Genomic DNA, 24,668 nt, shown 5'->3' on the forward strand with positions numbered 1-24,668 from the left:
GCCCGGTTTTTTGTGCCTGTAAGAAATGCGCTGTTCGTACAAGCTTCTACCCTGTTTGGTTCTGCACTATATGCCAGGATTTATCGTTAGTTTTTCTCTATTGATAGTCATGAGTTAATGAATTTGTGGCTGTCATATTGATGATCGATACTCCCTAACAAGCCGATTAGCCGGCAGTTCAAGACCGATAGAGGATGAAGATCGCATGAGCCAGAACAAGACGCTTACGACCGCCAGTGGCGCACCTGTCGCTGATAACCAGAATTCTCGCTCCGCTGGCCCTCGTGGCCCGTTGCTGCTCGATGATTTCCATCTGATCGAGAAGCTTGCTCACTTCAACCGGGAAAACATTCCTGAGCGTCGTGTACACGCCAAGGGTTCGGGCGCATACGGTACTTTCACGGTCACTCGCGACATTACGCAGTACACCAGCGCCAAGTTGTTCTCCGCTGTCGGCAAACAGACGCCGACCTTCCTGCGTTTTTCAACGGTCGGTGGCGAGCGTGGCTCGGCCGACACCGAGCGCGATCCACGTGGCTTCGCCCTCAAGTTCTATACCGAAGAAGGCAACTGGGACATCGTCGGCAACAACACGCCGGTGTTCTTCATTCGTGATCCGCTGAAATTCCCTGACTTTATCCACACCCAGAAACGCCTGCCGCAAAGCAACCTGAAAAGCGCGCAGATGATGTGGGACTTCTGGTCGCATTCTCCTGAAGCGCTGCACCAGGTCACGATCCTGTTCTCCGATCGCGGCATTCCGGACGGCTATCGCCACATGCACGGCTTCGGCAGCCACACCTACAGCCTGATCAGCGCTCAAGGCGAGCGCCACTGGGTGAAGTGGCATTACAAGACCAGGCAAGGAATCAAGAACCTGGCGCCGGCAGACGCGGCACGTTTGGCAGGCACAGATCCCGACTATGCCCAGCGCGATCTGTTCGAGGCCATCGAACGTGGTGACTTCCCGAAATGGAGCGTATGCATCCAGATCATGACCGAGGCCCAGGCCGCTGCGCACTACGAGAACCCGTTCGACGTGACCAAGACTTGGTCGCAGAAGGAGTTTCCACTGATTGAAGTGGGTGAGCTGGAACTGAACCGTAATCCGCTCAACTACTTTGCTGAAGTCGAGCAAGCTGCGTTCGGTCCCAGCAACATGGTGCCTGGCGTAGGTCTGTCGCCGGATCGCATGCTGCAAGGTCGTGTGTTCGCATACGCCGACGCTCACCGCTACCGTGTAGGCACCAACCACCAGCAACTGCCGGTGAATGCCCCACGCAGCCCGGTGAATACTTACCAGCGTGATGGTTCGATGGCTTTTGGCAGCAATGGTGGCGCAGCGCCTAACTACGAGCCGAACAGCTATGTAGAGTCGCCGAAGCAAGCGCCGCACTATGCCGAGCCTGCACTGGCCCTGAGCGGCGCGGCTGATCGCTACGATCATCGTGAAGACAGCGACTACTACAGCCACGCAGGTGCGCTGTTCCGTTTGATGAGCGACGAGCAGAAAGCATTGCTGGTCAGCAACATCGCCGGCGCGATGGCGGGTGTATCGAGTGATGTCGTCGACCGTCAGTTGCAGCATTTCCACAAGGCCGATCCGGCGTACGGAGAAGCAATCGCAAAGCTGCTCAACGTACAGCTTAACGAAGTCTAAACGAGAAGCAGAACCGCCCTCATTAGGGCGGTTTTTGCGTTATTTAGGCTGCTTTTCTCAGAATATCTTCGCTTTTATTGCGCGAAGTGAGTGACCTTCCAGTCAGGTTGGTTCAAACTACAGACTTTCAAGCAGGGAGATGTAGGGCGATGCAAGGCCACCCAGACGTTATCGATTACCTCAACACGTTGCTGACCGGCGAACTGGCCGCGCGTGACCAATATTTCGTTCACTCGCGGATGTATGAGGACTGGGGATTCACCAAGCTCTACGAACGAATCAACCACGAGATGGAAGAAGAGGCCGGTCACGCCGATGCGCTGATGCGCCGGATTCTGATGCTCGAAGGCACTCCGCGCATGCGCCCGGATGACCTGGATGTTGGTACCACGGTCGAGACCATGCTCGAAGCGGATTTGCGTCTTGAGTACAAAGTGCGCGCCGCGCTGTGCAAGGGCATCGAACTGTGCGAACAGCACGGCGACTATGTCAGCCGCGAGATCCTGCGGGTTCAGCTCAATGACACCGAAGAAGATCACACCTACTGGCTTGAAAAGCAGTTGGGCCTGATCAAACTGATCGGTATCCAGAACTACCTGCAGTCCCACGCGTCCTGATTGCAGCCGATACAAAAAAGCCCCTGTCACTGATGAAGTGCAGGGGCTTTTTCATGCCCGGCGATCAGGCCCGATCGCGGAGCAACAGCGGCTTGAGGTAATGGCCGGTGTGAGACTGTTTCATCTCGGCCACTTCCTCCGGCGCGCCGGTGGCGATGATCTGCCCACCTTTCGAGCCACCCTCGGGGCCGAGATCCACTAGCCAGTCGGCGGTCTTGATCACGTCGAGGTTGTGCTCGATCACCACCACGGTGTTGCCGTGGTCGCGCAGGCGATGCAGTACGTCGAGCAGTTGCTGGATATCCGCGAAGTGCAGACCGGTGGTCGGCTCGTCGAGGATGTACAGGGTCTTGCCGGTATCGCGTTTGGACAGCTCGCGAGACAACTTGACCCGCTGAGCCTCACCACCGGACAGCGTGGTCGCCGACTGCCCGAGCTTGATGTAGGACAGGCCTACATCCATCAGCGTTTGCAGCTTGCGCGCCAGCGCTGGTACCGCATCGAAGAACTCCCGCGCTTCCTCGATGGTCATCTCGAGGGTTTCGTGGATGCTCTTGCCCTTGTATTTGATCTCCAGTGTTTCGCGGTTGTAGCGCTTGCTCTTGCACACGTCGCACGGAACGTAGATGTCTGGCAGGAAGTGCATTTCCACCTTGATCAGACCGTCGCCCTGGCAGGCTTCGCAACGACCACCCTTCACGTTGAACGAGAAACGCCCCGGGCCGTAACCACGGGAGCGGGACTCGGGCACGCCGGCGAACAGTTCGCGGATCGGCGTGAACAGTCCGGTATAGGTTGCCGGGTTGGAGCGTGGTGTACGGCCGATCGGGCTCTGGTCGATGTCGACAACCTTGTCCAGATGTTCCAGGCCTTTGATGCTGTCGTGGGCTGCGGCTTCCAGGGTGGTCGCGCCATTGAGTGCCGTTGCGCTCAGCGGGAACAGCGTGTTGTTGATCAGCGTCGATTTGCCGGAGCCGGAAACGCCGGTCACGCAGGTCAGCAGGCCGATCGGGATTTCCAGGTCAACGTTGCGCAGGTTGTTGCCACGCGCGCCCTTGAGCGCCAGCACCTGTTTCTTGTTGCGCGGCGTGCGCTTGGCCGGCACTTCAATCTTCACCCGGCCCGACAGGTATTTACCGGTCAGCGAGTCCGGGTGTGCCATGACTTCGTCCGGCGTGCCTTCGGCGACGATCTGCCCGCCATGAACCCCGGCGCCCGGGCCGATATCCACTACGTAGTCAGCGAGACGAATCGCGTCTTCGTCATGCTCGACCACGATCACCGTATTGCCGATGTCGCGCAGGTGCTTGAGGGTGCCGAGCAGGCGGTCATTGTCGCGCTGGTGCAGGCCAATGGACGGCTCGTCGAGGATGTACAGAACACCCACCAGGCCCGCGCCGATCTGGCTGGCCAGACGAATCCGCTGTGCCTCGCCGCCAGATAGCGTGTCGGCACTGCGATCCAGCGACAGATAGTCGAGACCGACATTGACCAGGAATTGCAGGCGCTCGCGGATTTCCTTGAGAATCTTGTCGGCGATCTCGCCACGGCGCCCGGTCATCTTCAGCGCGCCGAAGTAATCGCAAGCGTCGCCGATCGGCAGGTTGGTCACCGCCGGCAGGGTTTTCTCGCCGACCCACACGTGTCGCGCTTCGCGACGCAGGCGGGTGCCACGGCAATCCGGGCAGGACTGGGTGCTGAGGAACTTCGCCAGTTCTTCGCGAACGCTCGCCGATTCGGTTTCGCGGTAGCGGCGTTCGAGATTCGGCACGATGCCTTCGAACGGGTGCGAGCGCTTGACGATGTCGCCCCGGTCGTTGAGGTATTTGAAATCGACGTTCTGCGAGCCGCTGCCGTGCAGGATGTACTTCTGCTGGTCGGCCGGCAGCTCGTTGAACGGCTGCTCCAGGCTGAAGCCGTAATGCGCGGCCAGCGAGCCGAGCATCTGGAAGTAATAGACGTTGCGCCGATCCCAGCCACGAATCGCGCCCTCGGCCAGCGTGAGTTCACCGTTGACCAGTCGCTTGATGTCGAAGAACTGCTTCACGCCCAGACCGTCGCAGGTCGGGCAGGCGCCGGCCGGGTTGTTGAAGGAAAACAGCTTGGGTTCCAGCTCGCTGATCGCGTGGCCGCAGATCGGGCAGGCGAAGCGCGCGGAGAAAATCATCTCTTCGCCTGGCTCGTCGTCCATCGGCGCCACCAGCGCGATGCCGTCGGCCAGCTTCAGTGCGGTCTCGAAGGATTCCGCCAGACGCTGCTGCAGATCCGCGCGAACCTTGAAGCGGTCGACCACGACTTCAATCGTGTGCTTCTTCTGTTTATCCAGTTTCGGCAGTTCGTCCAGCTCGCAGAGCCGGCCGTTGACCCGGGCCCGGACGAAGCCCTGGGCGCGCAGTTCTTCGAACACCGACAGATGCTCGCCCTTGCGCTCGCGAATCACCGGCGCCAGCAGCATCAGCTTGCTGCCTTCCGGCTGAGCCAGCACCAGATCGACCATCTGGCTGACGGTCTGCGCTTCCAGCGGAATGTCGTGATCCGGGCAGCGCGGTGTACCGACGCGCGCATAGAGCAGGCGCAGGTAGTCGTAGATTTCGGTGATGGTGCCGACCGTGGAGCGCGGGTTGTGCGAGGTCGACTTCTGTTCGATGGAGATCGCCGGCGACAGGCCTTCGATGGTGTCGACGTCGGGTTTTTCCATCATCGACAGGAACTGTCGGGCATAGGCCGACAGGGATTCGACATAGCGGCGCTGACCTTCGGCGTACAGCGTGTCGAAGGCCAGGGACGACTTGCCGGATCCGGACAGGCCGGTGATGACGATCAGTTTGTCCCGTGGCAGGGTCAGGTCGATGTTCTTCAGGTTGTGGGTGCGGGCCCCACGAATCAGGATCTTGTCCAAAATGGCCTCGCTCGGCGGGCGTCGAAAACACAGGAGTATACGGCCAAATACTGGATGGATGCACACTATCAAGTGATGGGTTTTTTGCCTTACATGAAGAGAGTTTCATCTGTACGCGTCAAAGCGTCGCGATATACCCCGTCTCTCGATGGGACTGGTAGAATCGCCGCCGGTTCACACGAGGTTTTTCCATGCACGATCCCCACAGCGAACGCATGAGTGGCAGCGAGACCCGCGCGGCGAGCGGTCTGGCCCTGGTGTTCGCCTTCCGTATGCTTGGCATGTTCATGGTGTTGCCGGTACTGGCGACCTACGGCATGGATCTGGCGGGAGCGACCCCGGCCCTGATCGGGCTGGCGATCGGCGCTTACGGCCTGACCCAGGCGATTTTCCAGATTCCGTTCGGGATCATTTCCGACCGCATCGGTCGCCGTCCGGTGATTTACCTGGGGCTGATCGTCTTCGCCCTCGGCAGCGTGCTGGCGGCTCAGGCCGATTCGATCTGGGGCGTGATTGCCGGGCGGATCCTGCAGGGCGCCGGCGCTATTTCTGCGGCGGTCATGGCCTTGCTCTCCGACCTGACCCGCGAGCAGCACCGCACCAAGGCCATGGCCATGATCGGCATGACCATCGGCCTGTCGTTCGCCGTGGCGATGGTGGTCGGCCCGCTGCTGACCCGTGCATTCGGCTTGTCCGGCCTGTTCCTCGCCACCGGTGGCATGGCACTGGTCGGGATCGTGATCGTGATGTTCATGGTGCCGAAATCCACCGGGCCGTTGAGCCACCGCGAGTCTGGCGTTGCACGTCAGGCGTTGATGCCGACGCTCAAGCACCCGGACCTGCTGCGGCTGGACCTGGGCATTTTTGTGTTACATGCGATGTTGATGTCGAGCTTCGTCGCACTGCCTTTGGCGTTGGTTGAAAAGGCCGGTCTGCCCAAGGAACAGCACTGGTGGGTCTACCTCACCGCACTGCTGATTTCTTTCTTTGCCATGATCCCGTTCATTATCTACGGCGAGAAGAAACGCAAAATGAAACGAGTTTTGCTCGGCTCCGTGATGACGCTGATGCTCACTGAGCTATTCTTCTGGCAGTTCGGTGACAGCCTGCGGGCTCTGGTGATCGGGACGGTGGTGTTCTTCACCGCGTTCAATCTGCTGGAAGCTTCGCTGCCGTCGCTGATCAGCAAGGTTTCACCGGCAGGTGGCAAAGGCACGGCCATGGGCGTGTACTCCACCAGTCAGTTCCTCGGTTCGGCACTCGGCGGTATTCTCGGCGGCTGGATGTTCCAGCATGGCGGTCTGTCGGTTGTGTTCCTCGGATGTGCCGGGCTGGCTGCACTTTGGCTGGCCTTTGCTGTTACCATGCGCGAACCTCCCTACGTGACGAGCCTGCGCCTGCCGTTGTCGCCCGAAGCGATCCGCGAAGCGGGTCTGGTCGAGCGTCTCAAGGCCCTCGTAGGGGTAACTGATGCAGTGATAGTCGCTGATGAAGCGGCGATCTACATCAAACTGGACACCGAATTAATGGATCGCACCACTCTCGAACGCCTGGTGAACAACCCGGCGCAGACTGCGTGCGAAGCCTAGGAGAACGTTATGGCCCGTGGGGTTAACAAAGTCATTCTGGTCGGTACTTGCGGCCAGGATCCCGAAGTACGCTACCTGCCCAACGGTAACGCCGTGACCAACCTGAGTCTGGCGACCAGCGAGCAGTGGACCGACAAGCAGACCGGTCAGAAGGTCGAGAAGACCGAGTGGCACCGCGTATCGATGTTCGGCAAGGTTGCCGAAATCGCCGGCGAATACCTGCGCAAGGGTTCGCAGGTTTACATCGAAGGCAAGCTGCAGACCCGTGAGTGGGAAAAAGACGGTATCAAGCGTTATACCACTGAAATCGTGGTCGACATGCAAGGCACCATGCAACTGCTCGGCGGCCGTCCACAACAGGGCGACCAACAAGGCGGTGGCAACAACTACCAGCAGCAGGCGCCACGCCAGCAGGCTCCGCGTCCGCAGCGGTCGGCACCTCAGCAGCGTTCGGCCCCGGCTCCACAGCAGGCCGCACCGCAACCGGCTCCGGATTTCGACAGCTTCGATGACGACATTCCGTTCTGATTCGCTGCTGTATCCGCGCTAAACAAAAAAGGCCCGTCGCTGAATGCGACGGGCCTTTTTCATGCACGCAGGTTTTTCAATCAAGGATCAGATGTGGCAGAAACCGGCTCGAATCCTTGGTGATAAGGCTGTTGTCTTCGCGTACGCCAATCCCCGCCGCCTGATCACCGATTACCCATGAACCGATCAACGTGTAGCTGTCGTCGAACTTCGGCAAAGGGGCAAATTCCTGCAGGATGAAGGGCGCGTCGGTGTAGGGCCCATCCTCTTTGACGATCAGACCTTCGGCGGTCTGCAGCTCGATGTTGGCGCCTTCCCGGGAGAAGTACGGTTTGCGCACCCAGCCCTTGGGCACCGCACTGCCCGGGTTCGGATCGAGGTGAGCAGCCAGCAGATTCGGGTGGCCTTTATGAAACTCCCATAGCAGGGGCAGGGCGCCCTTGTTGGATAGGATCGACTTCCACGCCGGTTCGAAAAACTGCGTGTCGCACTCGGCAATCGCCGCGCCGAACGGCTCGTGGAAGATGAATTCCCAGGCGTGCAGTTTGAACAGGTGCGGGATCCAGCGATCTTCGAGATCCACGAAGCGGCCTTCAGCGCTCAGGCCGATGTCTTCGATATCGATGTGCCGCGATTCGATGCCGACCTTCTCTGCGATCAGCCGCAGATAATCCGTGGTGCCCTTGTCTTCGACCGAGTCTTTCATCGAGGCGAAGTAAAACGGCCGCTTCAGTTTCAGTTGAGCAAAGGCTTCGTGCAGCCGGGTGTCGATGCTGTTGAACTGGTCGGCATGGCGCGGCAGCATTCCGCGCTCGATGCATTGCTCCAGCCAGCCCCACTGGAACGCCGCTGCTTCATAAAGGCTGGTGGGCGTGTCGTAGTTGAGTTCGAGCAGCTTCGCAGGGCCGTTGCCGCTGTAGGAGAAGTCCATGCGCCCGTACAGATGCGGATGACCTTCCAGCCAGGACGTTCGGATCATGTCGTAGTACGGTGCCGGAATGCTCAGACGATCCAGCAGTTCTTCGCTGTGCACGACGCGGTCGACCAGATCCATGCACATCTCGTGCAACTCGGTGGTCGGATCCTCCAGATCGTTTTCGATCTGCGCGAGCGTGAACTGGTAGTAGGCGCGCTCGTCCCAGTACGGCTCGTCGTCGATGGTATGAAACAGAAAACCGAGGCTTTCGGCGGTCTGTTTCCAGTCGTGGCGCTCGGCGCAGTGGATCTTCTTCATGGTCAGCTGCTCGAACGGCCCCAGCCGCCCCAACCGCTGCGTGCGCTGGACTGGCTGCCGAAACCGCCACGGGAAGTGGACGAGGCGACGTTGACCGGTTTGCGGTAATCGCTGTCGTAGTCCCGCTGGCTGCGGCTCGGTGCCGACTCGATTCGACGGTTCAGCGTCGAGGTGTCGTAGGTCTGGCGGGTATTGCGCTCACGATAAACCGGCCGCGAGTCGCTCGCGCGGTTGTTGCTCATGGCATTGCCGATCAGCCATCCGGTGAGCCAGCCGTTGCCTGCACCGCTGGATGAGTGCGAGGTACTTGTCTGATTGCTCTGCACGGCAGCCGCATCACCCGCCGGCATCTGTGCATTGGCGATCGCATCGAGGTTCTGCGCCGGCTCACCGTCCTGCGGCACCTTGAAGCCACCGAGTTTCGGCACGAAACGGCCGGCGGAATTTTTCTGACACCAGTCAGCAGCAAAGTCCGCGTCGCAGGCAGCCTTGTCGTCGTAGGCCGGGGAGATCCGCCGGTGTTCGGCCAGGGCGGCGACGTAGGCATTCGAGCAGACATCCGGCGCCAGTTCGGCGTCGACGCATTGTTCGACACTCTGGAAGTTGCGTTGCTGTTCCTGGGCGGCCACTTCACCGGAAATCGCCAGGGCCACCGAAGCGGCCAGCGACAGTTGAACGTACTTGCTTCGTTTCATCTCAGGCTTCCTGCCGATCAGTAGGACGGGGTCATGCACGCGGCGTTGAGCATGCCGACGCTGATTGCCACCGCCGCCACATAAATGCCCGCGGCGATTTCACCGTTGGCGATGCGTTGGGACGTGCCTTTTAGCACCAGCCCGGTCGCCAGGAAGGCCAGCAATTGCACCACAGCCGCGATCACCGCCCAGAGCACGAAGTCGAGCACGTTGATCGAATGGGCGATCACGTTGCTCGCCGGAATCGCGAAGCCGATGATCGCGCCGGACAGGGCAATGGCGGCGGCGACGTTGCCGGAACGGATCAGCTCGAATTCCTTGTGCGGCGTGACGCGGGTGTAGACGAACTGAAACAGCATGAACAGCAGCACGGCGCCGATCAGGTAGGCAACGAAACCGACCAGCGCGGCTTTGTTCAGGGAAATGGACAACGCTTCCAGCATGGAAAACTTCCTTTTAGATAGTGCTCAAATCGGTGGTGTACAGCGAGATGCCCAGCGAGGTGCTCAGGCTGACGGTGCCTTCTTCGTCCTGTTCGACGGAGAACAGCAAGAGCTCGCGGCGATCGGTCAGGCCGGTCTCCCGGGCGTAAAGCATCGAGTGATGGTTGATGGTGTAGGACTCGTCCGGGTTGATCACCTGTTCGGTGAGCGGCACCAGTTCGGTCTGGCCGCGTTCGGTGCCCCATTCACGAGTGTATTCGACACCTTCGTGGCAGTAGGTCGGCAGGCCGATCAGGCTGTTCGGGCCGGCCAGGCGCTGCAATTCGGCGTCACTGTTGACCGTCACATAGCTGAGGTAGTTGAACAGCGTCACCGACTCGATCTGGTCGTCGCCGGTGACATGGACTTGTACCCAGAACTCTTCATCGTTCAGATAGTAGCGATGCAGTTTGTTCGACTGACCGAGGTCGATCCAGCCGGCGCTCCAGATGGCCTGGGCGTCGGGAACACGTACCGAGGTGCTGCCGTCGAGCAACAGGCCGAGGGTCGTGTCGAAGCGGATCGCCTTGCCCTGCGCCAGTCCGAGCGGGCCACCGGCAGACTCGGAGGTCGACGCCGCCGACTGCCGGTTGCTGGTGCCGAGCAAATCTTTGAACCATCCCATGGGTACATTCCTTGAAGCGGGTGGAGGTATTCGTTGGCAAAACGCCGCTAGTGTACCGGGCCGCGCGGCGAACGAGCAGGCAAAAAAAAGAAGGGCACGCGGTGCCCTTCTTTTTCTGGCCGCCGTTACTGGGCGGACTTCTGCTTCAGACGCTCGAGGATGGCGTTGGCGCTGCCTTCGTTCGGCGTGATGCCGGCTTCGCGCAGCTTGCGGTCCAGGTCGTTGCCGGTCGTGGCATCGGCCAGTTCGTCCTGAGCATTCAGCTCGGCGGCACGTTGCTTTTGCTTTTCCTGCAGACGGTTCAGGGTGCCGACGGCGGTTTCCAGTTTGCCGTTGGCGCCGCCGCTGGCGATCGAAGCGCTGACCTGAGCCTTCTGCACGCTTTCACGGGCCTTGGCCATGTCCACTTGCTGGCGCAGGCTCTTGATCCGCGCTTCGGCCTTGTTGATGTCCTTGCGCATGTTGTCGGCGTAGGTGCCGAACTCGTCGCTCTGGGCCTTCTCGGTGGTCAGGTCGTTGGTCAGGGTCGAAATTGCTTCGGCCACTTCCATCGCCAGATCTTCGCGGCCGGCGTTCAGGGCGGAAACAGCCTTGGCTTCCAGGTCCTTGATCTTGGCGTCGTACTCGCTCACGCGGTCGGCGGACAGCTTGTGCTTGGCCATGATGGTGACCAGTTCGCGACGGGCGTTGGACAGGGCGCTGTCGGCGTCACGGATTTCCTGATCGAGGATGCGCAGGGCCTGTTGGTCAACGATCGCTTCGCCGACTTCATTGGCGCCGCCGCGCAGCGCGGTGAACAACTTGTTCCAGATGGACTGAGTCATTGGATTTTCCCTGTTGATTACTTGAAGAAGTGTTCGAAGGCTTCGCTGGCGCGCTGCACGTTGTCGACCAGGGTTTTCACCTCGGTGACTACGTTGGTTAGGCTCGAATCGGCACTCAGTGCACCGAACATGTTGTAGACGGTCTGGCCATTGGGCATGGTTTCGATGCCGATCGACGACAGCGGGAACATTTCCCGGCTGCGCAGCACGGCGTCGTTGAACGCGCGTACGTCGGTGATCGAATCAATGTCCACCAGCACGGTGTCGACGATGATCTGCTGGCCGGCGATGGCGATGTGAATCGGCAGACCGCCGAATTCGTTCATTTCCAGCTTGAGGCTGGGTTCGGAGCTCTGGATCAGAGACAGCGTGATTTCTTGCGAAGCCACCTCGTCCAGCGCCTTGAAAGCGTTGTAGAGGCTATCGATGTTCCAGTTGTTGCCTGCGCTCATGTAATTCTCCGACATGAAAGAGCCAGCCAGAATCGGTTGGCGTAGCTGTTGCTCCATTTGCTTGAGCAAGCTTCGGTTTTCCGGAAGCACCCAAGTTTCGTGTTTCACATAACCGGCGGCAGCCAGGCCCGCGCGCATCTGCTTCATGTAGAAGCTCGACGGTTTTTTCGCGGACGGTGTCGAGCGCACTCCCTTTGGGCTCTCTGACGCTGTAGCGGGGGAGCGGCTTTTCATGGCGATGACTCCGTTATGAACATCTCACGCGTGAGCAACACTACAACCAAATCAAAATGCCATCAATGGCTCACGCGTGAGATTTTCATGACACGCGAAAAAACGCCCGCAACGAGGCGGGCGCAGGTTTTTCTGGTTGTATCAGAGCAGGGCTCAGTGGCTGGCGACGAGGAACTCGTCGGTGGACACCACGCTGGCGTAGGCAAACCCCAGCGCCGACATGAACGCCGCATGCACGTGGGTGGCGGGAACGGTCAGGCCGTTGAATTCCAGATCGCGGCTGGCGCAGGCATCGTGGATCACCGTGACGGTGTAACCCAGATCTGCCGCTGCGCGGGTGATGCCGTCGACGCACATGTGGCTCATGCTACCGACCACTACCAACTCTTTGATGCCTTGTTCATCGAGGATCGATTGCAGCTCTGTTTCGCGGAATGAATTGACGAAGTGCTTGAGCACTACCGGCTCATCGGCGCGGTTGAGCACTTTCGGATGCAGTTTCGCGCCTTCGGAGCCCGGGGTGAAAAACGGTGCTTCGGGCGAAGTGAATTCGTGGCGGATGTGCACCACCAAATCACCGGCCTCGCGGAACGCCGCGATCAACCGGGCGGCGTTGTCCGCTGCGGCGTCGGCACCGGCCAGCGGCCACTTGCCTTGGGGGAAGTAGTCGTTCTGGATATCGACTACGATGAGCGCTTGCTTGGCCATGGGTGTGTCCTCGAAGTGAACGTTGGGTGTGGGCTCAGTATTGGCGCTGGCCACGTTTTCGAGGATTGGCCGCACCGACAATACACAGGGGAAAACTGACAATGGACGCGAAACCGGCGGTCGTCGAACTGGGTGTGCTGATCTATCCCGGCGCGCAGATGGCGGCGGTGCATGGTTTGACTGACCTGTTCGCGGTGGCCAACCGGGTCGCTGCCGAGCACCAGAGTGCGCAGTTGCCGCGCTTGCGCGTCAGCCATTGGCAGGTTGAGGGCGATCAGCCGCCGGTACGGGTCCACGACAGCGACCCCTGCGCCGAAGCGGGTCTGGTGGCGGTCGTGATTCCGCCGTCCATTGGTGGTTTCTCGGCGGCCCAGGTGTCCGCCGGGTTGATTCACTGGCTGCGCGAGCAACACGCCCGCGGCGCCACCCTCGGCGGGGTGTGCGTGGGTTCTCTGCTGCTGGCCGAAAGCGGTCTGCTCGACGGTCGCAGCGCCACCACGCACTGGACGTCAGCCAAGGCGTTCGCCGAGCGTTATCCGCACATCAAACTCAAGGCCGACACACCGATTGTCGATGACGGCGACCTGATCACCACGGCCGGATTGATGGCCTGGTCGGAGCTGGGATTGCGGCTGGTCGATCGTCTGCTCGGGCCGAGCATCGCCAGCGCGACCGCGCGGTTCCTGGTGGTGGAACACAGCGACAGCGCCAGTGCCTGCGGCAGCAATTTCGCCCCGATCCTCAATCATGGCGACGCGGCGATTCTCAAGGTTCAGCACTGGCTGCAAGGCAATGGCGCGACCGATGTCTCACTGACGGCGATGGCCGAGCGCGCGGGCCTGGAAGAACGTACTTTCCTGCGCCGTTTCCGCGCGGCGACCGGCCTGAAACCCACCGAATACTGCCAACACCTGCGGGTCGGCAAGGCCCGGGAAATGCTCGAGTTCACCAACGGCACCATCGACCACATTGCGTGGACGGTGGGCTATCAGGATCCGGGAGCCTTTCGCGCGACGTTCAAGAAAATCACCGGGCTGGCGCCGAGTGAATACCGCACGCGATTTGGTAGCATGTAGCTATCAGTAAGGCACTAACTCTGGTTTTCCGGCCTGCCCTCGCCTTTCAGGCAATGCCAACAAGGACGTAAATGAACAACTCCTTCGACAACAATTCGCGCGGTTCTGCTGGCGGCGCTGCCAGCACGGTAGGCGCCGTCTATGCAGGCTCGGTTGGCGCATGGTGCGCAGTTCAACTATTACTCGGCAAGGGGGGGTCGCTGCCTTGGAAGTTGAGCGACGAGCATAGTCTTGCCTCCATCACATGCGAGAGCTCGACTCATGTCGATGATCTTGTCTTGCAGCTCTTGCCTGAGGGTACTGTTTACATTCAGATCAAGCATGGGCTGAAGCTCGGCCCTGAGTTCGACAAGGCCATGGCTCAATTGGTCCGGCAGTTCTGGAGCGACAGCTTTTCCTGTACGAGAGATCGGCTCGTAATCGCTACCGACCAGTCAGCTTCTGACACGGTCAGGGTAGCGGTACGCAACATTTTGCGTACTTGCCACGATTTGGCGAGTGGTGCGGATCTTGAAGGCAGCGCTACGAGTGAAGTTACGAAAAAGGCTTTAAAGCGGCTCCGCACGTGTTTCGAAAATGAGTCGAAAGTACTTCAGAAGTCCGCGCAAGACATCACCCGTCGGTTCCGCGATTTTCTGGGCTGCACCCATCTCAGCATCTTTGAAACACTCGATGGATCTCAGGAATACCAAGCAATCGAAAGCCTGCGGCAGGTCGTCAATCCGCAGCAGGCCCGACAGGCCTGGACGTTATTGAATTCAACCTGTCTGGATATTGCGACGCTCAGAAAATCTTTGGACCGCTGGGGATTCTGGAGCGTTCTAGGACGTCATCAGATTGAGGTGTCTCATCGCCGTCTATCGCTGGCGGGCGTGCAGGTGCAACTTGAAGATGTCCTCAGGGGCATGACCGGGCAGCGGGTCGACGAGTTAACGGCGTTAGGGCACTTTGTTCCCGATCTGTATGTGCCGCGCGTGGAGCTCGACCAGCATTTTGTGGATTTTCGCGTCTCCTCAAGCAAATTGATGGTGATCAGTGGCGGTTCGGGCCAGGGAAAAAGCTGTTGGTGTGCACACCGTGGCAAAACGGCAGTGGACCGGCCGACATTGCTGATTGCCGCAGAAAGCCTTGAAGGCAGCGATGCGAGTCTGAATGCGACGCTGATTCGACTTGTCGGCCAGTACATTCGAGAACATGGCGGCCACCCATTGCCTACGGTCGAGCTTGTCGAGTGGCTCAACCACACAGACATTCTGGTCATCCTTGATGGCCTGGATCGGGCGCCTTCGTTCAGTCAGAGTTTAAGCCGATGGATGGACGCCACTCTTGCGCAACTGACGCAATCCAGGCTGCAAGTCATATTGACCGGGCGCCCGGAAACCATGATACGGCTCAGGTCCACTCTGGAGTTGTCGCCTTGTATCTATCATCCGCAGAAGGATTTCTGGCAGGTGCAGCTCAAGGATTTTACCGGCGAGGAGGCTCGTACCGCTGCCGACCGTTTGGGTGATCCCGCGCTGGCTCAATACCCTCATCCGAGCATGATGTCGTTCTGCGCACAAATTCAGGAGCGCGGTGACGTTTTGCTGTCTGAGGTGCAAATTGTCGAGCGGTTTATCCTGCGGCGCATCAGCGAGGTGAATATCCGAGCGGACCTTCTCGATGAGCACCTGAGCCTTTTCATCGAGCTGTTGTCCAGAGCGCTGGCAGATTCGGAGCAGGGTGTGCTGAGTCGTAACGAAGTGCTCGCTATGCCTGGTTTCGACAGATTGGCCTATGAGGCACTCCGGCGCGGCAATTTTATCGTCGAGACGCAGGGTGTGCTGCGTGTCGAACCGGACAAGATTTCCGAGCGTCTGCAAGGCCGGTATTTGGATGTAAAACAAGCCATTACGGATATGGAGCAGCTGAAAGCCTTCCCGTTGAAAATGGGAGCGTTACGGTTTGCGTTGCTGGATTTGGCAATGCGCGATGAACATCAGGCCATCGAGCAATTGAAGCGACTGATCGAATATTCGAAGAGTCTGCAGATGTACATGGCTCGCGGTCTGGCCTGCTCGTTGTTTGAGGCACTGCCGGATTGGAGCTCGCTGGAACCTTTGGCGAGAGCGTTGGGGGAGGGCTCTGGCGGCAACAGTGTTCTGTTGTATCTCGGCTCCGGTAATGCCTTGATTGATCTATTGGGATCCGAGCGCTGGAGTGGTGAGCAAAGGCTTCGGCTGCTGTGGACACTGGCACCTACGGAGTCAGGCTATGACTGGCGCCCGAAACATTGGGAAAAGCGTTTCCGGGCTTCGCATTTTCATGTAACGCCTTGGCGTAAGCGAATGTTGGTTGTCTTGCAGGAACCTGAAGTTGATGCCTGGCATTTTCTAGTGGAGCGATTCGATTCGCAGCAGCCCTTCGAGGATTGCAATGAAGCGAATATGGGAGATCTCGCTCAAGGCTTGTTCTTCCTTGGGGCCGAAACTCGAATCTGGCCTGCGCTGCAGGCATTGGCACACTCCGAAAGTCGCAAGCAATTGCTGATGTTGCGGTTGATTGCCAGAGATTACAGCGATCAAGTGGCAGCCAGGATGGGACAGATATTGTCCTCTGGGTTGTTTAGTTTGAAGGACAAATACGAGTTGGCTCTCGGTCTTCAAGACAACGCGTCTACACCTGCAATCACGGCTGCGATGAACGACCTGTTGGCTGACAACGAGGATTCTGAGTTACAAGCAGTTTGCTTGCGAGGCGTGGGACGTGGTGGTGACATCGCTGCAATGCTGAAGTTGATCAATAGCCCACGCTTATGTGATTTCGATGTGGCTGTGTGCATGAGCTATTCGGGTGTGCAATTCCAGGCTTTTGCCCTCCGTATTTTCGAAAGGGCGTTGCAGCGTGAAGTCCCTGCACAGGTATTGAGCGGCTTTCACTATGGGTTGGGTAATCAAGATCAAGTGCTGGCTCAGTTCAAAGTGCTGGAACCTTTGTTCATGCAGGCTTTGCAGCAGTTACCCGAGGCAGTGATATCAATCTCTCCGATCGTTGAAACCTTCATTCGAATCGCGATTGACAGTCCCTTGGAATGGCACGGTTTGTTTGAGTTGACCGAGGCGGTCCTGCGCTCTACAGATGAGGGCGCGCGCAGGTACATCGTGTATGCATGTACATCGGAGGAGCTTGAGGCGCAGAGCGTGGAGGGTTTATGCCTGCGAACCCGGATCATCCAGACGCTGATAGAGCGAGAGACCGACGAGGAGAATCTGGAGCTTCTTGAGTTCAAACTCCTGACGGCTCTGATTGATAACCCGAGAGTGCCAGAGTGGCTCGGCGGATTGATGAGTAAACGTCCTGACATGCCTAGTGAACGTACGGTGATCCGTGCCGAACTTAGTGGAGTCGACGAACAGAGGATTGAGCGGATTTTAGAGAGGGCTCGATCCTTCGCCGGTACTTCCTCCGCTGTGCACACTGTTGGCGTGATTGACCAATAGCCACGTGTCAACCTGGCGGGTCTTCCTATGCAAGGGTGGACCCGCTCGTCAATCCGCAACGCCAGTCGAAAAGCATGGGCCACAGCTGTCCTTGATTGAATTCGTGCAAAATGCAGGACATATCAGGGCAGTCGTGCAAAACAGACAAGGCCAGATGCCATCGCCTATCCCTCAATCTACTGATTACATATATCTTTTTTCATCAGCGACCGTTGGCCTGATCTCTGCACTCTCTGACCTACACTCATCGAGCCGTTGGAAGGGGGACGCATGGCCCCGACACCTCGCAACAAAATAGTGGTCGCCCACTCGGTTCGACCCGGCGCGCCACAGCATGAAGTGCAGACCAACAAAGCCCTCGCGCGATGGCTGGCGCAGATCCTCGGCCTCAAGTTCGGCGGCAGTTACGACGCTGAAAAGCATCGTGGCAGGGATATATATCTGTTGCCGACCCAGACCCTCGTCGGCGCGGCGGCCCGCGAACTGGGCGTGAGCGGTCCGGATGATCTGTGGGGCGGTTTCGTCGAGCACGACTTCATCTGCACCAAAGCCATCAGCCACGGTTTGCGCAGCCATCAGGCCCACGCGCCGCAAGGCTGGTCGCCATTGTTTTCCGAGCGGGTGCGCACCGTGGTGCTGGACGGGCTCAGCGTCTTTGCGCTGGAGGATGCGCGGCCTGCCGCTGAACATCTGTTGTACAGCGGACCGATCCGGATCAAGCCGATTCACGCCTGTGCCGGGCGCGGACAGGAAGTGATCAAGAGCCTGGATGCGTTCGACGAAATTCTCGCCCGACCCGAGGCCGGAGAACTGTTCAGCGATGGCGTGGTGCTGGAGCAGGATTTGAGTCAGGTGGTTACCCACAGCGTCGGTCAGTCGTTCATCGGCGGCAGGGTGCTGAGTTACTGCGGTGATCAATACTTGACCAAGGACGCCCACGGCGAAGAGGTGTACGGAGGCTCGAACCTGCTGGTGGTGCAGGGCGGTTACGAGGATCTGCTGGCGCTGGATCTGCCCGACGACGTGCGTCTGGCCATTCAGCAGGCGCAGGTGTTCGACCGGGCGGCGGACGAAGCCTATCCGCGTTTCTATGCCTCGCGGCGCAATTACGACATCGCCCAGGGCCTGGACAGCGAAGGCCGGCCGCGCAGTGGCGTTCTCGAACAGTCCTGGCGCATGGGCGGCGCCAGCAGCGCGGAAGTGGCGGCGCTGCAAAGCTTCGTCAACGATCCTTCGATGCGCGCGATCCGCGTGTCATCGGTGGAAACCTATACCGATCAGGCCCTGCCGGCGGATGCCATCGAGGTGTATCGCGGGCCGGCCGAGAACAGCGACTTTCTCCTCAAATACGTAACGGTCAAATCCTATGACGGCTAGAAGCGAAAGCATTCAAATCGACATTGATGATGAACAGATGAGCGGGACATTCCTCAGTCCCAAATCGAAAGTCCCCGGCGTGTTGTTCGTGCATGGCTGGGGTGGCAGTCAGGAGCGGGATCTGGAACGGGCCAAAGGCATCGCCGGCCTGGGCTGCGTGTGTCTGACGTTCGATTTGCGCGGACACACCGGCGGCACCGGCATTCCGCTGAGCCGGGTCACCCGTGAAGACAACCTGCGTGACTTGCTGGCGGCCTACGATCGGCTGCTCGCCCATCCGGCGCTGGACACCTCGGCCATCGCGGTGGTGGGCACCAGCTACGGCGGTTATCTAGCCTCGATCCTCACCTCGCTGCGCCCGGTGCGCTGGCTGGCGCTGCGGGTGCCGGCGCTGTACCGCGACGAACAATGGCACACGCCAAAGCGCGATCTGGACAAGGCCGACCTGCGCGATTATCGCGGCACCCTGGTGCGCGCCGACAGCAACCGCGCCTTGCACGCCTGCTCGCAATTCACCGGGGACGTGCTGCTGGTGCAGTCGGAAACCGATGACTACGTGCCCCACGCGACGATCATGAGTTACCGCGCCGCGTGCCAGCAGACCCACTCGCTGACCCACCGCATCATCGACGGCGCCGACCATGCCCTGAGCGACCCGACCTCGCAGCAGGCCTACACCTCGATCCTCGTCGACTGGATCACCGAAATGGTGGTGGGCGAGCGGTTGAGCATCATTCAGTCGCGCTGATCAGGACTTGGGTTTCTTCTCGATCCGCAACGCCTTGGCCTTGGCTTCCACCACCAGATACATCAGCACGGTGATCAGCAGCGGCAGCAGGAAATAGATCGCCCGATAGGCCAGCAGCCCCGCCACCAGACTGCCGCGCGAAGCCTCGTGTTGCAGCAGCGCCACGAACACTGCTTCCAGCACGCCGAGCCCGGCGGGAATGTGGGTGATGACACCGGCAATCGCGCTGATCAACAGCACCCCGAGCACCAGCGGATAGTCGAGTTTGCTCGGTAGCAAGGTGAAAATCACCGCCGCCATCAGCGACCAGTTCAGCGCCCCGAGCAGCAATTGCAGGACCGCCATGCGCAGCGACGGCAGGTTGATCTCCACCCCGCGAATCGACCACTCGCGCCGCCGGGAAAACTGGCAGGCGACCAGATAGCCGACACTGACCAACAGCAGCAACACGCCAATGCCCTGCAACGCACCGCTGCTGATTTTCCAGCCCGGTGGCATGCGCACCAGTCCGCTGCTGAACACCACGCCGGCGATGGTCATGTAGCCGAACCAGTTGGTCGCCAGGCTCAGGCCGAGGATCTTGGCGATGTTGCTTTTGCTCACCCCGAGTCGCGAATACAACCGATAGCGCATGGCGATCCCGCCGACCCACGCGCTCAGATTGAGGTTGAACGCATAGCTGATGACGCCCACCGGCAGGATCTGTTTCCACGTCAGGTCCTGACGAATGTAAGTGCGGCCGATCAGGTCGAAACTGGCGTACACCAGAAAGCTCAGCAGGGTCAGGCTGGAGGCGATGATCAGCGTGCGCACCTTGAAGTCGGCGAGGGTTTGCAGCACCTCGGCCCATTCAATACGACTGGCGAACATCGTCAGCAAAACGATCAGCGCAAGGAAAAACAGCAGGGTCAGCGGACGTTTCCAGCGGCTCCAGCGGGACTTGCCCGCCGGTGCCGGATGCACCGCCGCGTGGGCTTCGGAATGGCTCATGACGGATCGCTCCCGGCGGCGTGGGTGAAGGGTTTGAGCCGTGGCTTGTGCGCCGGCAGCCAGCCGGCCATCGCCGGGAAATGCCGCAGGAAGTGAAACACCAGAAAGCCCACGGTCATGTGCCAGATCCGCCCGCGCGGCGACTTCGCGGCGTCCATCGCCTTGCAGTGATTGTGGCTGAGATCTTCGAGGCGTTCGAACAGGTGGCGATTGAAGGCGCGGTCGCGGATCAGTACGTTGGCTTCCAGGTTCAGCGACAGGCTCAGCGGGTCAAGATTGCTCGAGCCGACGGTGCTCCATTCCTCGTCCACCAGCGCCACTTTGCCGTGTAGTGGCCGCTCGCAATATTCGTGAATCTGCACCCCGGCCTTGAGCAGGTAGTCATAGGTCATGCGCGCGGCAAGTTTGGCCACCAGCATGTCCGGCTGCCCCTGCAGAATCAGCCGCACTTCGACCCCACGCCGGGCCGCATTGCGAATCTCGCGCAGCAGGCGATAGCCGGGAAAGAAGTAGGCGTTGGCGATCACCACCCGCCGTTGGGCGCGGCGCAGTACCTGCAAATAAACGTCTTCGATATCCGTGTGGTGCCGGTCGTTGTCGCGGAACACCAGACGCACCTGACCGTCGTGATCGTCGAACGCCATCTCGGCACGCCGTTGCCGGCGACGCTGCCACCAGAATCTCGCCCGTCCCGGTCGGCCGCTTTGCAGCAAAGCGAAATGATGGATGTCGGCCACCGCCGGGCCCTGAATCTCCACCGAATAATCCTGCTTCGCTTCAGGACCGAAATCGGCCAGGTGATCACCGGAAAAATTGATCCCGCCAATGAATGCGACCAACCCGTCGACCACCACAATCTTGCGATGCAACCGCCGGAACCAGTTGGTGCGAATGCCCAGGTGTTTGGGGGCCGGATCGAAGATTTGCAGATGCACGCCGGCTTCACTCAGCGCGGCGAGATAGCCGGTGCTCAATTCGCCGCAACCGAAGCCGTCGAAGCTGACGGTGGTGCGCACACCACGCCGGGCGGCATCGATCAGAATCTCCTGCAATTCCTTGCCGACCTTGTCTTCGAAGACGATGAAGGTCTCCAGCAGGATTTCGCTTTTCGCCGCGCGCATCGCTTCGAACACCCGGGGGAAATATTCCTCGCCGTTTTCCAGCAGCTCGATCCGGTTGTTGCCCTGCCAGCGATACTCGACATCGACGGTGCCCGGCTCGCGCACGGGCGGGGTGATGCTGACGGGCTCCACAGCAGATTTCTCCAACGGTGCACTGCTCATAGTTCAATCTCCACCGATAGCGGTGCGTGGTCGGAAAGGTGTGACCAGGGACGGTTCGCCAGCACTTTTGGCTGACTGGCCTTGAGGTTGCGCACGTAGATCCGGTCAAGGCGCAGCAATGGCAGACGTGCGGGAAAGCTGCGCGCCGACCGGCCGTGATGCGCCGCAAATACTTCACGCAGGCCACAGGGTTCAAGCAAGGCATCGGCGCGCTGGCGCCAGTCGTTGAAATCACCGGCGACGATCACCGGCGCGTCATCAGGCAGTTCGGCCAGACGTTCTCGCAGCAGGCGCAGTTGATCGTTGCGATGACTTTCGCGCAGGCCCAGATGGACGCAGATCGCATGCACTTCACGGTCATCTCCCGGCAGGCGCAGCACGCAGTGCAACAGGCCACGGTTTTCGTGGCCGCTGATCGAAACGTCGAGGTTGTCATGGCGCACGATCTGGAATTTCGACAGCACTGCATTGCCATGATCGCCCTCCGGATACACGGCGTTGCGCCCGTAGGCGAACTGCGGCCAGAGACTGTCCGCGAGAAATTCGTACTGCGGCATCGTCGGCCAATTGTTGTAGCGCTTGGGATGATGTTCGTGAGTGCCGTGGACTTCCTGGAGAAACACTACATCGGCGGACACGCTGCGCACCGCTTCGCGCAATTCCGGCAGGATGAAACGCCGGTTCAGTGCGGTGAAACCCTTGTGGGTGTTGACCGTCAGCACGGTGAAACGGCGCTCGGTGGTGATGACCGTGGACTGCTCGTCGGTGAATCCGAGCGGTTCGGGAATGCTCATGCGAGTACCCCTTCGGCGGCCGGTTCACCGGGCTCGGTTTCGAGGTTTTTATCCAGATCGAAACGCTGCAGGAGACTGCGGGCATCGAAAGGCGCGCGGACCTTGATGTCGTTGTCGAAGTAGCAGAACACCTCGCGGGATTTACGGGTCCGAGGCTTCAGGCGCGGCGCAATCAAATGGGCGTCGCCCGGTTGCCGGCCGTGGTGCCAGGCGTCGATCCGCTCGGCCCAGCGTTGCAGGGCGGCACGGGTGTAACCGCTGGCGTAAAGTTCTTCGGCACCGTGCAGGCGCAGGTAGACGAAATCGCTGGTGAGGTCTTCGCGGTACGGCCATTTCCCGGCGGTGTCGGCAATCACCAGCGCGGTGTTGTAGCGTTTGAGCAGGCGCACGAAGTCGGGGTCGATGAAACTGTCGTTGCGAATTTCCACGGCATGGCGCAGTGGTTTTTTGCCGTAGGCCTTCAAGCTCGCGTGGCCGTGCAGGTGTGAGTCGTGCTGGCGGGCGAGCTCGGCGGCAGCCTGGGTGTCGTGGGGCAACTGGTCGAGAAAGGCTTCGAAACGTTCGGGGTCGAACGTGAAGTTGGGCGGGAACTGCCAGAGGACCGGACCGAATTTTTCCTTCAGCTCCAGCACCCCGGAGGCGAAGAAATTGGCCAAGGGTTTTTCGATATCGCGCAGGCGGCGGATGTGGGTGATGAAGCGGGGCGCCTTGATGCTGAACACGAAGTCATCCGGCGTCTCGGCGTACCACTGGGCGTAGCGTTCCGGCCGTTGCAGGGCGTAGAACGATCCGTTGATTTCGATGCTGTTGACCGCCCGTGAGGCGAACTGCAATTCGCGTTTCTGCGCCAGCCCCTTGGGGTAAAAGTCCCCGCGCCACGGGGCGTAACGCCAGCCTGAAATACCGATGTGAATCGTAGCCATGCCGCCTCCCGTCGAAAGTCCCCATACGGCCTCTGTCTGTGGATGACTGCGGGCGGTCGGGGAAAGTTTCGACGGGATTACGGACGGTCGGGCTGCCGGATCAGTGCCCAGTGACAATCCGGGCCGAGCCTTCGGCGGGTTCGGCGTACACCGGGCCCAGGCGATCGAGGCGACCGCTCCAGGCGGTCAGGGCCAGCGCCACCAGCACCACCAGGCCGCCAATCCACGCGGTATGGATCAGGCCGATGTGCTCGACGATCAAACCGCCACCCCACGCGCCACCGGCAATTCCGAGGTTGAACGCGGCAATGTTCAGGCCCGATGCCACGTCCACGGCGTGCGGTGTGTGATGTTCAGCCTGACGCACCACATATACCTGTAAGCCCGGCACGTTGCCGAAGGCGACTGCGCCCCAGACCAGCACGGTGGCCAGCGCCAGCCATGGGTTGCCAGCGGTGAAGGTGAGCACGAACAGCACGGCGGCAAGCAGGGCGAAGATGATTTTCAGTGCACTGATCGGCCCGCGCTTGTCCGCCAGTTTGCCGCCCCAGAGGTTGCCGACCGCGACCGACACGCCGTACACCAGCAACACCAGGCTGACAGTGCTGGCGCTGAAGCCGGAGAGGTCCTGAAGGATCGGCGCCAGGAATGTGAAGGCGATGAACGAACCGCCGTAACCGATGGCGGTCATGGCGTACACCAGCAACAGGCGCGGTTGCTTGAGCACCTGCAATTGCTGCAACAGCGAGGCTGGTTTGCTGTGGGCGATGTTTTTCGGCACGTACAGCAAGCTGCCGATGAACGCGATCACGCCGAGTGCCGACACGGCGAGGAAGGTTTCACGCCAGCCGAAATGCTGACCGATGAACGTGCCCAGCGGCACGCCGGTGACCAGCGCCACGGTCAGGCCGGTGAACATGATCGCAATCGCACTGGCGGCTTTTTCCTTGGGCACCAGGCTGGTCGCGATGGTCGAGCCGATGGAGAAGAACACGCCATGGGCCAGACCCGTGACGATCCGCGCCAGCACCAGTGATTCATAACTTGGCGCCAGCCAGGCCAGCAGGTTGCCGAGGGTGAACAGCACCATCAGCGACAGCAGCAACAGTTTGCGCGGGACTTTGCCGGTGAGGGCGGTCAGCACCGGCGCACCGATGGCTACGCCGAGGGCATAGAGACTGACCAGCAGACCGGCGGACGGCAGGCTGACGCCGAGATCGGCGCCGATGGTAGGAAGCAGGCCAACGATGACGAACTCGGTCGTCCCGATGGCGAAAGCGCTGAGGGTCAGCGCGAGCAGGGCAATGGGCATCACGGCACTCCGGTGGGGGATTGAATGAAGCGCAGTGTCGGGGTTTGGAGGGGGTGAAAAAAATACAGGGATGGGCATTTGATATTTGACCTGAGAGCAAAGATCAAAAGCCCGCCCTCACCCTAACCCTCTCCCCGAG

The 24,668-nt window shown here is 60.1% G+C and carries 21 protein-coding genes; 8 read left to right on the forward strand and 13 right to left on the reverse strand.

Annotated features, from left to right (window positions below):
• Nucleotides 1-205: 205 nt before the first annotated feature.
• On the forward strand, nucleotides 206-1,660 hold the full coding sequence (locus tag EIY71_RS05660; RefSeq protein ID WP_134020868.1) for a catalase: 1,455 nt from the start codon (nucleotides 206-208) through the stop codon (nucleotides 1,658-1,660).
• Nucleotides 1,661-1,809: 149 nt separating this feature from the next.
• Nucleotides 1,810-2,277, forward strand: coding sequence for a bacterioferritin (gene bfr, locus EIY71_RS05665; RefSeq protein ID WP_102686410.1), 468 nt, complete (start codon nucleotides 1,810-1,812; stop codon nucleotides 2,275-2,277).
• A gap of 64 nt (nucleotides 2,278-2,341) precedes the next feature.
• Here the strand turns inward: bfr and uvrA are convergent, their stop codons facing one another.
• Nucleotides 2,342-5,176 (reverse strand): excinuclease ABC subunit UvrA, encoded by a 2,835-nt coding sequence (gene uvrA / locus EIY71_RS05670; protein WP_134020871.1) that lies wholly within the window; start codon nucleotides 5,174-5,176, stop codon nucleotides 2,342-2,344.
• Between the two features lie 191 nt (nucleotides 5,177-5,367).
• Here uvrA and EIY71_RS05675 point away from each other — a divergent pair, with 191 nt between their 5' ends.
• Complete coding sequence (locus EIY71_RS05675; protein WP_134020874.1) at nucleotides 5,368-6,765, forward strand: MFS transporter; 1,398 nt, start codon at nucleotides 5,368-5,370, stop codon at nucleotides 6,763-6,765.
• Nucleotides 6,766-6,774: 9 nt separating this feature from the next.
• Entirely contained in the window at nucleotides 6,775-7,293 is a 519-nt protein-coding gene (locus EIY71_RS05680) for a single-stranded DNA-binding protein (RefSeq protein WP_134020877.1), read from the forward strand.
• A gap of 76 nt (nucleotides 7,294-7,369) precedes the next feature.
• Here EIY71_RS05680 and EIY71_RS05685 read toward each other — a convergent pair whose 3' ends face one another.
• From EIY71_RS05685 to EIY71_RS05715, 7 genes are all read right to left on the reverse strand, one after another.
• Nucleotides 7,370-8,527 (reverse strand): glutathionylspermidine synthase family protein, encoded by a 1,158-nt coding sequence (locus EIY71_RS05685; protein ID WP_134020879.1) that lies wholly within the window; start codon nucleotides 8,525-8,527, stop codon nucleotides 7,370-7,372.
• A 2-nt stretch (nucleotides 8,528-8,529) separates the two neighbouring features.
• Entirely contained in the window at nucleotides 8,530-9,222 is a 693-nt protein-coding gene (locus EIY71_RS05690; protein ID WP_085609134.1) for a DUF1190 domain-containing protein, read from the reverse strand.
• Between the two features lie 17 nt (nucleotides 9,223-9,239).
• Entirely contained in the window at nucleotides 9,240-9,665 is a 426-nt protein-coding gene (locus EIY71_RS05695; RefSeq protein WP_007955627.1) for a DUF350 domain-containing protein, read from the reverse strand.
• A gap of 13 nt (nucleotides 9,666-9,678) precedes the next feature.
• A complete protein-coding gene (locus EIY71_RS05700) occupies nucleotides 9,679-10,329 on the reverse strand; it encodes a DUF2491 family protein (protein ID WP_134020882.1) in 651 nt (216 codons plus the stop codon).
• A gap of 125 nt (nucleotides 10,330-10,454) precedes the next feature.
• Nucleotides 10,455-11,153 (reverse strand): PspA/IM30 family protein, encoded by a 699-nt coding sequence (locus EIY71_RS05705; RefSeq protein ID WP_085747597.1) that lies wholly within the window; start codon nucleotides 11,151-11,153, stop codon nucleotides 10,455-10,457.
• 17 nt (nucleotides 11,154-11,170) lie between these two features.
• The gene (locus tag EIY71_RS05710; protein WP_085747598.1) at nucleotides 11,171-11,839 is read right to left on the reverse strand and encodes a YjfI family protein; all 669 of its coding nucleotides are present in this window, start codon (nucleotides 11,837-11,839) and stop codon (nucleotides 11,171-11,173) included.
• A gap of 153 nt (nucleotides 11,840-11,992) precedes the next feature.
• A complete protein-coding gene (locus EIY71_RS05715) occupies nucleotides 11,993-12,547 on the reverse strand; it encodes a cysteine hydrolase family protein (protein ID WP_134020884.1) in 555 nt (184 codons plus the stop codon).
• Nucleotides 12,548-12,648: 101 nt separating this feature from the next.
• Between EIY71_RS05715 and EIY71_RS05720 the strand changes: the two genes are divergently transcribed.
• The 4 genes from EIY71_RS05720 (at nucleotide 12,649) to EIY71_RS05735 (ending at nucleotide 19,227) form a co-directional block, all read left to right on the forward strand.
• A complete protein-coding gene (locus tag EIY71_RS05720) occupies nucleotides 12,649-13,623 on the forward strand; it encodes a GlxA family transcriptional regulator (protein ID WP_134020886.1) in 975 nt (324 codons plus the stop codon).
• Nucleotides 13,624-13,694: 71 nt separating this feature from the next.
• Entirely contained in the window at nucleotides 13,695-17,102 is a 3,408-nt protein-coding gene (locus tag EIY71_RS05725; protein WP_134020888.1) for a hypothetical protein, read from the forward strand.
• A 270-nt stretch (nucleotides 17,103-17,372) separates the two neighbouring features.
• Nucleotides 17,373-18,479 carry a DUF3182 family protein gene (locus EIY71_RS05730; protein WP_134020890.1) on the forward strand — a complete coding sequence of 369 codons (1,107 nt, stop codon included), beginning with the start codon at nucleotides 17,373-17,375 and terminating at the stop codon, nucleotides 18,477-18,479.
• Nucleotides 18,469-19,227, forward strand: a complete 759-nt coding sequence (locus tag EIY71_RS05735; RefSeq protein ID WP_007955615.1) for a S9 family peptidase — start codon at nucleotides 18,469-18,471, stop codon at nucleotides 19,225-19,227. The genes EIY71_RS05730 and EIY71_RS05735 overlap by 11 nt, the downstream gene beginning before the upstream one ends.
• Here the strand turns inward: EIY71_RS05735 and EIY71_RS05740 are convergent, their stop codons facing one another.
• From EIY71_RS05740 to EIY71_RS05760, 5 genes are all read right to left on the reverse strand, one after another.
• Complete coding sequence (locus tag EIY71_RS05740; protein WP_134020892.1) at nucleotides 19,228-20,217, reverse strand: lysylphosphatidylglycerol synthase domain-containing protein; 990 nt, start codon at nucleotides 20,215-20,217, stop codon at nucleotides 19,228-19,230.
• Complete coding sequence (gene clsB / locus EIY71_RS05745; RefSeq protein WP_129972519.1) at nucleotides 20,214-21,500, reverse strand: cardiolipin synthase ClsB; 1,287 nt, start codon at nucleotides 21,498-21,500, stop codon at nucleotides 20,214-20,216. The genes EIY71_RS05740 and clsB overlap by 4 nt, the downstream gene beginning before the upstream one ends.
• Nucleotides 21,497-22,294 (reverse strand): endonuclease/exonuclease/phosphatase family protein, encoded by a 798-nt coding sequence (locus tag EIY71_RS05750; RefSeq protein ID WP_102686402.1) that lies wholly within the window; start codon nucleotides 22,292-22,294, stop codon nucleotides 21,497-21,499. Before EIY71_RS05750 ends, clsB begins: the two co-directional genes overlap by 4 nt.
• Entirely contained in the window at nucleotides 22,291-23,217 is a 927-nt protein-coding gene (locus EIY71_RS05755) for a DUF72 domain-containing protein (protein WP_102686401.1), read from the reverse strand. Before EIY71_RS05755 ends, EIY71_RS05750 begins: the two co-directional genes overlap by 4 nt.
• A 100-nt stretch (nucleotides 23,218-23,317) precedes the next feature.
• A complete protein-coding gene (locus EIY71_RS05760) occupies nucleotides 23,318-24,529 on the reverse strand; it encodes an MFS transporter (protein ID WP_134020894.1) in 1,212 nt (403 codons plus the stop codon).
• Nucleotides 24,530-24,668: the final 139 nt, after the last annotated feature.

It is taken from the genome of Pseudomonas sp. CH235, assembly GCF_004368175.1.
Lineage (GTDB): Bacteria > Pseudomonadota > Gammaproteobacteria > Pseudomonadales > Pseudomonadaceae > Aquipseudomonas > Aquipseudomonas paraglycinae.

What these genes read in the sequence shown, in the direction of transcription:
- EIY71_RS05660 (WP_134020868.1), top strand. Translation starts at nt 206, where the DNA reads ATGAGCCAGAACAAGACGCTTACGACCGCCAGTGGCGCACCTGTCGCT.
- bfr (WP_102686410.1), top strand. Translation starts at nt 1,810, where the DNA reads ATGCAAGGCCACCCAGACGTTATCGATTACCTCAACACGTTGCTGACC.
- EIY71_RS05675 (WP_134020874.1), top strand. Translation starts at nt 5,368, where the DNA reads ATGCACGATCCCCACAGCGAACGCATGAGTGGCAGCGAGACCCGCGCG.
- EIY71_RS05680 (WP_134020877.1), top strand. Translation starts at nt 6,775, where the DNA reads ATGGCCCGTGGGGTTAACAAAGTCATTCTGGTCGGTACTTGCGGCCAG.
- EIY71_RS05685 (WP_134020879.1), bottom strand. Translation starts at nt 8,527, where the DNA reads ATGAAGAAGATCCACTGCGCCGAGCGCCACGACTGGAAACAGACCGCC.
- EIY71_RS05690 (WP_085609134.1), bottom strand. Translation starts at nt 9,222, where the DNA reads ATGAAACGAAGCAAGTACGTTCAACTGTCGCTGGCCGCTTCGGTGGCC.
- EIY71_RS05695 (WP_007955627.1), bottom strand. Translation starts at nt 9,665, where the DNA reads ATGCTGGAAGCGTTGTCCATTTCCCTGAACAAAGCCGCGCTGGTCGGT.
- EIY71_RS05700 (WP_134020882.1), bottom strand. Translation starts at nt 10,329, where the DNA reads ATGGGATGGTTCAAAGATTTGCTCGGCACCAGCAACCGGCAGTCGGCG.
- EIY71_RS05705 (WP_085747597.1), bottom strand. Translation starts at nt 11,153, where the DNA reads ATGACTCAGTCCATCTGGAACAAGTTGTTCACCGCGCTGCGCGGCGGC.
- EIY71_RS05710 (WP_085747598.1), bottom strand. Translation starts at nt 11,839, where the DNA reads ATGAAAAGCCGCTCCCCCGCTACAGCGTCAGAGAGCCCAAAGGGAGTG.
- EIY71_RS05715 (WP_134020884.1), bottom strand. Translation starts at nt 12,547, where the DNA reads ATGGCCAAGCAAGCGCTCATCGTAGTCGATATCCAGAACGACTACTTC.
- EIY71_RS05720 (WP_134020886.1), top strand. Translation starts at nt 12,649, where the DNA reads ATGGACGCGAAACCGGCGGTCGTCGAACTGGGTGTGCTGATCTATCCC.
- EIY71_RS05725 (WP_134020888.1), top strand. Translation starts at nt 13,695, where the DNA reads ATGAACAACTCCTTCGACAACAATTCGCGCGGTTCTGCTGGCGGCGCT.
- EIY71_RS05730 (WP_134020890.1), top strand. Translation starts at nt 17,373, where the DNA reads ATGGCCCCGACACCTCGCAACAAAATAGTGGTCGCCCACTCGGTTCGA.
- EIY71_RS05735 (WP_007955615.1), top strand. Translation starts at nt 18,469, where the DNA reads ATGACGGCTAGAAGCGAAAGCATTCAAATCGACATTGATGATGAACAG.
- EIY71_RS05740 (WP_134020892.1), bottom strand. Translation starts at nt 20,217, where the DNA reads ATGAGCCATTCCGAAGCCCACGCGGCGGTGCATCCGGCACCGGCGGGC.
- clsB (WP_129972519.1), bottom strand. Translation starts at nt 21,500, where the DNA reads ATGAGCAGTGCACCGTTGGAGAAATCTGCTGTGGAGCCCGTCAGCATC.
- EIY71_RS05750 (WP_102686402.1), bottom strand. Translation starts at nt 22,294, where the DNA reads ATGAGCATTCCCGAACCGCTCGGATTCACCGACGAGCAGTCCACGGTC.
- EIY71_RS05755 (WP_102686401.1), bottom strand. Translation starts at nt 23,217, where the DNA reads ATGGCTACGATTCACATCGGTATTTCAGGCTGGCGTTACGCCCCGTGG.
- EIY71_RS05760 (WP_134020894.1), bottom strand. Translation starts at nt 24,529, where the DNA reads ATGCCCATTGCCCTGCTCGCGCTGACCCTCAGCGCTTTCGCCATCGGG.